Origin of the sequence: uncultured Ligilactobacillus sp. (assembly GCF_948826705.1) — a bacterium.
Classification (GTDB): domain Bacteria; phylum Bacillota; class Bacilli; order Lactobacillales; family Lactobacillaceae; genus Ligilactobacillus.
Genome location: NZ_CAQLEL010000009.1, coordinates 19,535 through 27,289, shown reverse-complemented (window position 1 = coordinate 27,289; position 7,755 = coordinate 19,535). Strand labels below are relative to the sequence as shown.

The window sequence follows — 7,755 nt, the reverse complement described above, 5'->3', positions numbered from 1 at the left end:
TTCATGCGTGAAAAAATGCCACATACGCTCTTGCAAATGCTTTTACGTGGATCAAATGCAGTTGGTTATCAAAACTACCCAGATAACGTCTTAAAAGCATTTATCGATAAGAGTGCAGCTAATGGGGTCGATGTTTTTAGGATCTTTGATAGTTTGAACTGGATCGAACAAATGGAAAAGAGCATTCGATATGTACGAGATACAGGCAAGATAGCTGAAGGTACGATGTGTTACACCGGAGATATTTTAGATAAGAATGAAACTAAATATACTTTGGCTTACTATGAAAATTTGGCTAAACAATTAGTTGATGCAGGTTCACAGATCATTGGTATCAAAGATATGGCCGGTTTACTCAAACCAAAAGCTGCCTTTGAGTTGGTCGGAGCTTTGAAGCAAAAAGTTGATGTGCCGATCCACTTGCATACGCATGATACAACTGGAAATGGGGTCTCAACTTATGTGGCTGCAACTAAAGCAGGTGTCGATATTGTCGATACAGCTATGAGCTCGCTTTCTGGAACAACAAGTCAACCAAGTATGGGAAGTTTCTATTACGCATTGGAAGAAGATGCACGCCAACCAAAACTTGAAATGGAAAATGTTGAAAAGATCAATCAATATTGGCAAGGAGTAAAACCGTTCTACCAAGCCTTCATGAATGGGATGACCTCGCCGCAAACTGATATTTATCAAACAGGGATGCCAGGGGGTCAATATTCTAACTTACAACAACAAGCTAAAGCATTGGGGATCGATGACTTTGAATTAGTTAAGCAAACTTATCGCGATGTCAATGAACTTTTAGGTGATATCATCAAGGTCACACCAAGTTCAAAAGTTGTTGGTGACTTTGCGATCTTTATGATCCAAAATAACTTGACTAAAGATAACATCTTGACTCGTGGTCAACAACTCGATTTCCCTGAATCTGTAGTTGATTTCTTCTACGGTGATCTTGGCCAACCATATGGTGGTTTCCCAGATAAATTGCAAAAAGTTGTCTTAAAGGACAAAAAGCCGATCACTGTTCGTCCAGGGAGTTTAGCAAAGCCAGTTGATTTTGCTAAGATGGAACAAGAATTGATAGAAAAGATCAAGCGTAAACCAACGGCTGAAGAAGTATTGAGCTATATTCTTTACCCAGATGTCTTCATGGGATATGAAGAAAATACAAAACGCTTTGGTTCAATGGGCGTCTTGGATACGACGACGTTTTATCAAGGGATGCGTCCAGGTGAAACGGTTCGGGTCAAATTTAGACCAGGTCGTTCTTCGATCTTTAGATTGGATTCGATCTCTGATGCTGATGAAGATGGTAATCGCAGTCTTTTCTTCTCAGTCAACGGTCAAAACTTGCAGATCGTGATCCATGATAAGAGTAAGGAAGCTAAGGTCAATGCTATTCCTAAGGCTGAACCAACTAATCCAAATCATATTGGGGCAACATTGAGTGGTTCGGTGCTAAACGTCTTAGTCAAAAAAGACCAAGTCGTTAAGAAGGGTGAACCGTTGGTAGTTACCGAAGCGATGAAGATGGAAACCACGATCAAAGCGCCATTTGATGGTAAAGTGACTCATATTTATGTTAAAGATGGCGATGTTTTGGCAAGTCAAGATCTGCTGCTTGAATTAGAGCCTGTTAAATAATGTTTGATCGCAACTTTTGGAAAAAGACGTGTGTGTGTTTTGTGATCATTTTGCCTGTTTTGTATTTATTGGCGATCTTTACAAGTGATGACAAGACAGATAAAAAAGAGTTGTCTCATTCAAATGAACCACACGCACAAGTTGTTCCTAAAGTAACTAAATTAAAAACGCAAGGTTTGGCACGCTATATTGGCGTGTCAAATCTTGCGTTTAGCGCTGATTTTGGTCAACCAACGCAAGTGATCACCAGTGCAGAAAATATCGAATGGCAGCAGTACCGCTGGGAAGATAAAACATATATGTTGGTCGGGATCAATAAATATAGCACTAAAGTCTGTGCGATCTATCTTTTAGGAGGATCACCACTGGCAAGTGAGCTAAAAAATGGTTTGAAAAAAAGCGAATTACAACAAAAATTTCCTCTAGCTATGGATTTTAAACTCAGATCAAATGAACAAACGGCACAGATAAAGTTGAATCAGACCGATATAGAGACAAAACCCTTGATCGCATTTAAAAATGGTAGTTATGCAGTGAGTTATTTTTCTAGAGTGACTAAAAAAGTAGTTGCAGTGGAATATCTCGATAAAGAAGAATTACTGCGTAGTGATCTATATCAGGTAAGTTCGCAAACGCCTTTACCAGTGCGCTATAGTACGGATGTTTTATCCTCTGATGATCAAGATACGATGATACAGGGGATCTGGGAAGTTTTAACTTTTGAACGGGCACAGAGAAAAGTGGCGCAGTTGAGCCAGAGTGAAGATGCGACAGCCGTAGCTCAAAGAATAAGTCAAACGTTAGAAAAAGATCCTAAAAAATATTTGCCCAAAAAACAATTAAAACAGTACTGGCGACTTAAAGCAGATCGTTTAAATGACGTCAAAGTTTTACAATTAACGCCCAAAGATATATCAGCACAATTATTATCAGATGCACAAGTTGATGCAGATCGCTTTGAAATATATATCAGTGGACCAGTCGTGAATCCAGTGCAGTTAGTAGCAACGACGGGAAAAAATCAAAGCTTTTGGAATAATATTTTGTTTTCTAAAAATACAAAAATTGGATTTGATTATGAAAATTCGTGCTTGATCGTAGTTTATGATAAAAATGAATAAAATATTTGAAAAATGATGATACAATAGTAGAAGATATGTAGGTGATAAAAAGATGGCTTTTGAAGCGAAAAAACGTCGTGGCGTGATCGTATATCTTTATCATTTGCGCCAAAGTAAACAATTAAGACGTTACGGTAATCTTCAGTATGTTTCACGCAAGATGAAGTATGCCTTGATTTATATGGATGAGGTAGATGTAAAAAAGACGGTCGAAAAATTGAAACAGTTACGTTTTGTTAAAGAAGTCGAGATCTCAAATCGACCTGATATCACGACAGAATTTTCCAAACAAGATCATCAAGCATATAAACTGACTGAAGAAGATCAAGAAAAGTTTAGTTAAAGATATATTTATTTGGTAAAATAAAAAACAATGTCATAAGTTGCGTTATTACTAGCGTGGCAATTGACAATAAAAGAGAGCTGAAATTGTATGAGAGTTGTAGCAGGAGAATATGGGGGGCGTCGTTTAAAGGCGGTACCTGGAATGAAGACCCGTCCTACGACGGATAAAGTTAAAGAAGCGATGTTTAATATCATTGGACCATATTTAGATGGAGGCCAAGTTTTAGATCTATTTGCTGGTTCGGGTGGTCTTAGTATCGAAGCTGTTTCACGTGGTGCTGACCATGCGACTTTGGTAGACCGACAATATCAAGCGATCAAAACGATCCATGAAAATTTGAGCGTTACCAAAGAAGAAGAGAAATTCACAGTGCTAAAAGGTGATGCCTATAAAATGCTCAGTAAGTTAGCTAAACAAGGGCAGAGCTTTGATCATGTTTTCCTTGATCCACCATATAAAAAACAACAGATCTTAGAATTGATGGATCAACTAAAACAATTAGGACTTTTAAATGCCGATGCTTTGATAATTTGTGAAACAGATCAAGTTGCTGATCTGCCTGAAGAATTGGCTGATTTTGAACTTATTAAAAAAGCCGATTATGGGATCACAGAATTAACGTTTTATCGTTATAAGGAAGTGAACTGAAATGAAGGCGATCTTTCCCGGAAGTTTTGATCCTGTAACAAATGGACATTTAGATATCATTAAACGCAGTGCAGCGATATTTGATGAAGTGTTTGTCGTGGTTTTGACTAATACCGCTAAAAAGCCGATGTTTTCGGCAAATGAACGGCAGAGTTTTATTCAAAAAGCAACTGAAAAAATGCCTAATGTCAAGGTTTTAGCTAAGGAAGCTGATTTAACCGTGAATGTTGCTCGAACATTAGAAGCCCAAGTCATCATTCGTTCGGTCAGAAATACTCAAGATCTCGAATTTGAGCAAAGTATTGCAGCTATGAACAAAGAACTGGCACCAAAGATCGAGACTTTGATCTTATTGACCGATCCCAAGTATGCCTTTTTGTCATCGTCTTTGGTCAAAGAAGTTGCACGCTTTAAAGGTGAATTGGGTAATTTAGTTCCGCCGATCGTTCAAGCAGCATTAAGTGAAAAATAATTTTTAAGAGTAGGAAATATTTCCTGCTCTTTTTTCGTATCTATATAATAGGGGGCGAGAAAATGAATAATTGGTATGATTTTCTGATGGAATATAAGTGGCGCTTTATTTCAGGTGGTATTTTAGCAGTGATCTTAGCTATTGTAGGTGTATTTGGATTTGAACATTCAGCTGCGAATACAGCTGAAGTTTTTGCGCCAAGTTCTTCAAGTCATCAAGTGATTCGATCAGTTAAGCAAAAGAAAACAGTGGGCTATGTATATGTAGATGTTAAAGGTGAAGTCAACCATCCAGGGTTATATAAGCTTTCGGCTAGTGACCATGTGAGGCGATGCGATCGCTAGCGCTGGTGGTCCAACAGCTCAAGCAGAAGTTTCACAGCTAAACTACGCCAAAAAACTGACTGACCAACTATTGATATATGTTCCTAAGCAAGGGGCAACTGCTACTAGTGCTCAAACAGCAGCTGCTCCAGCAGATCCACAGACTTCTTTGACCGTAAATGCATCGGGAGCAAACGGTAGTAAAGTGAACTTAAATACAGCGACCAAAGAACAGCTGATGCAAGTCGATGGGATCGGTGATAAAAAAGCGACAAAGATCATCGAATATCGGCAACAGCATGGCTCGTTCAAACAATTATCTGAATTAAAGGATATTTCGGGTATTGGTGATAAAACGTATCAGAAATTGAGTAAGTCTTTAACGATATAGGCAATAATAGTTATCTTTGATATACTATTACTAATTTAGAGATGACGAGGTAGGAAAAATGGAAAAACGTATCCCTTGGGATCAATATTTTATGTTACAAGCAGTTTTGCTATCGTTACGGAGTACTTGTACACGTTTATCTGTAGGGGCGATCTTGGTCAGAGATCAGCGAATGATCGCCGGTGGATATAATGGCTCAGTTTCAGGTGATAAGCATTGCATTGATGACGGTTGCTATATGGTCGATGGGCATTGTTTACGCACGATCCATGCCGAGATGAATGCCGTTTTGCAATGTGCTAAGTTTGGGATCCCCACAGATGGGGCAGAACTTTATGTCACGGATTTTCCATGTCTGCAATGCACTAAGATGTTATTACAAGCAGGGGTCAAAAAGATCTACTATCTCAGAAATTACAACAATGACCCTTATGCACTCGAATTGTTGAAGTTAAAAGAAGTTGCACTCGAGCAAGTCAAACTCGATAAGGAATATATTGACACTGCTTTGTTCAAGCAATTGGTCGCTAAAGGAGAACCTAAGTGATCCAAGTCATGCTTTTATTGACAGCCTTTGTAGCTGTCAGTTTAAGTTTTTGGATACTTGACCATACTTGGATAGCAGGGGTGGTCGTGTTAGTTTTATTCTTAAGGCTGTTGGCTACTAAAAATGTTCAATTGATCAGTAGTGTGCTAGTGGTTTGTGTGATTTTTAGTATCCGGTTTTATACTTGGCAACAAAATGCACGCCAAGTCATGCAAGTTACACCATATGTGACCCAGAAACAACATTTGCTGATCTACAGTGATGAAATTAAGATAAACGGTGAGCTATTAACTTTTAAGGCTTGGTGGTGGGAAAAACGTCAGTGGGTGAATGGATATTATCGGATCCGGACTTTAGCTGAAAAAAAGACATTATTGCAATTGAATAAGACTAAGATCTGGGATGTGGCGGGGAAAGTTTTACCTTTACAAGCACCGACCAATGAGGCTCAATTTGATTGGCGCCGTTTTTACCAAGGAAAGAACATATTTTTAACTTTTGCTGTGAAACATTATACTTTGCAAAAGGTACCACTAGGACAAATGGCGTGGCGCGGGAGGTTGCACGATCTACGACAAGCGTTACGTTCAACGTTAAAAGTGCTTCCTCGACCATTGGATTGGTATAGTGCTACCTTGCTATTGGGAATAAGATTGGCTGATGCTGATAAAACTTTAGCCGATATCACGCGATTGGGATTGTTGTATCTATTTAGTTTATCTGGCCTCCATGTTTTCTATGTAGTTAAAACTTTACGTCATTTATTAAAGCTATTGCGTTTACCAAAATGGCTAGAGATCTTAGCAGTTTTGGGAGTTTTACCTGTTTATGCGATCTTGGGTGGAGCCTCTGCGAGTTTAGTACGTGCAGTCTGGATGTGTGGGATAAAACTGGCAACTGGTCTCATAAAAGGAGTACATTTAAAACCAGCCACTATTTGGGCAATAGTTTTATTGCTTGAATTATGGTGTTATCCAGCGTTATTTTATCAGCTAGGGGCACAACTGAGCTATCTTTTGACTCTGGTGATCGTTACAAGTAAAACGAGTTTGAACTGGCTGTTTAATTTGAAGCTAAATGCTTTTAGTGCACCACTCGTACTATATTATACATATCAGTGGAATTTCTTGACCTTTTTGATAACGGGTTGGATGAATCTGATCTTTGAGTATATTATTTTACCAGTGACATTTATCGGTGCAGTGATCCCTTTTTTGCAGAATTTAGCAGCCCATATCTTACAGCTGATCTCAAATGGCTTAACTTTATTAGCGCGCTCGCCAAGTAATTTTGTTTTAGGTAGACCACCACTGATAATGGTCTTGTTTTGGTTGGGCGTATTATTGTGGTTGCAAGGTAGTTCTAAAAAACTTCGCTGGTCAGCTTTGTTGGGGATGAGTTATTTTTTGACCTTTTTATTGTTACGCTATCCTTTGAGCAGTGAGGTCGTGTATTTTGATATAGGACAAGGTGACTGCACTTTGATCAGGGAACGCTTTTCGCGTCGTGTGATCTTGATCGATACTGGGGGCAAAGTTCATTTCGCAATGCCCAACTGGAAAAAGTATCCTACTAAGACAAGTGGTGAAACGATCGTAGCTAATTATTTGTTAAGTAAAGGGATCACCCAGATCGACCAACTATATTTGACACATCAAGATGCAGATCATGTTGGAAATTTTCCGAGCTTGAGCCAATTGATCAAGATCAAACAGATCATCGTACCAGCTGGAATGGAAGATCTCCCTAGTTTTAAGCGTCGGTTGGCTAAGTCGGCCGTTGCACCTAAAGCAGTTAAGGGCGTAACTGATAAGGTAAGATTATCTGATCCACACTTGAAGTTACTGCATCCTTTTACCCGTGGCCAAGGAACAAATGCAGATTCGCTCGTTTTGTGGCTCGATTTTTATGGCTTAAAATGTATTTTTACAGGTGATCTTGATCGCAAAGGAGAACTTGCAGTCATCAAGAAATACCCTAATTTGACAGCAGCTGTGTTAAAGACTGGGCATCATGGAAGTAAGACAGCGACTGATCCAAAATTTGTACGACAATTAGCCCCAAAAGTTGCGCTCATTTCTGCTGGTCAGCATAATCGATATGGTCACCCCAATAAAGAAACGTTAGTGACTTTACAAAATGCAAAAGTTCCGTACTATGTGACGGCTAGAGTCGGGATGATAAAATTTACTGAAATGTTAGGCCATTTCTCATTTTGGAATCTTAAAGATAATTAGAGCTAACAGGATAAATATGG

9 protein-coding genes are annotated in these 7,755 nt (G+C 38.9%); all 9 read left to right on the top strand.

Going from position 1 to position 7,755, the window contains the following annotated elements:
* The coding region (locus Q9Q35_RS00775; RefSeq protein WP_304651710.1) for a biotin/lipoyl-containing protein at positions 1-1,650 on the top strand (1,650 nt) is incomplete at its 5' end.
* Complete coding sequence (locus tag Q9Q35_RS00770) at positions 1,650-2,771, top strand: CAP-associated domain-containing protein (protein ID WP_304651709.1); 1,122 nt, start codon at positions 1,650-1,652, stop codon at positions 2,769-2,771. The genes Q9Q35_RS00775 and Q9Q35_RS00770, both read left to right, overlap by 1 nt.
* A gap of 52 nt (positions 2,772-2,823) precedes the next feature.
* Positions 2,824-3,114, top strand: coding sequence for a YlbG family protein (locus tag Q9Q35_RS00765; RefSeq protein ID WP_304651708.1), 291 nt, complete (start codon positions 2,824-2,826; stop codon positions 3,112-3,114).
* 90 nt (positions 3,115-3,204) lie between these two features.
* Positions 3,205-3,765: a 16S rRNA (guanine(966)-N(2))-methyltransferase RsmD gene (gene rsmD / locus Q9Q35_RS00760; RefSeq protein ID WP_304651707.1), complete on the top strand. Its 561-nt coding sequence runs from the start codon at positions 3,205-3,207 to the stop codon at positions 3,763-3,765.
* Position 3,766: 1 nt separating this feature from the next.
* Positions 3,767-4,237: a pantetheine-phosphate adenylyltransferase gene (gene coaD / locus Q9Q35_RS00755; RefSeq protein WP_304651706.1), complete on the top strand. Its 471-nt coding sequence runs from the start codon at positions 3,767-3,769 to the stop codon at positions 4,235-4,237.
* 62 nt (positions 4,238-4,299) lie between these two features.
* Entirely contained in the window at positions 4,300-4,581 is a 282-nt protein-coding gene (locus Q9Q35_RS00750) for a hypothetical protein (protein ID WP_304651705.1), read from the top strand.
* A 70-nt stretch (positions 4,582-4,651) separates the two neighbouring features.
* Entirely contained in the window at positions 4,652-4,951 is a 300-nt protein-coding gene (locus tag Q9Q35_RS00745) for a helix-hairpin-helix domain-containing protein (RefSeq protein ID WP_304651704.1), read from the top strand.
* 58 nt (positions 4,952-5,009) lie between these two features.
* Complete coding sequence (locus Q9Q35_RS00740; RefSeq protein ID WP_304651703.1) at positions 5,010-5,498, top strand: ComE operon protein 2; 489 nt, start codon at positions 5,010-5,012, stop codon at positions 5,496-5,498.
* The gene (locus Q9Q35_RS00735) at positions 5,495-7,735 is read left to right on the top strand and encodes a DNA internalization-related competence protein ComEC/Rec2 (RefSeq protein ID WP_304651702.1); all 2,241 of its coding nucleotides are present in this window, start codon (positions 5,495-5,497) and stop codon (positions 7,733-7,735) included. The genes Q9Q35_RS00740 and Q9Q35_RS00735 overlap by 4 nt, the downstream gene beginning before the upstream one ends.
* The last annotated feature ends 20 nt before the right edge of the window (positions 7,736-7,755 follow it).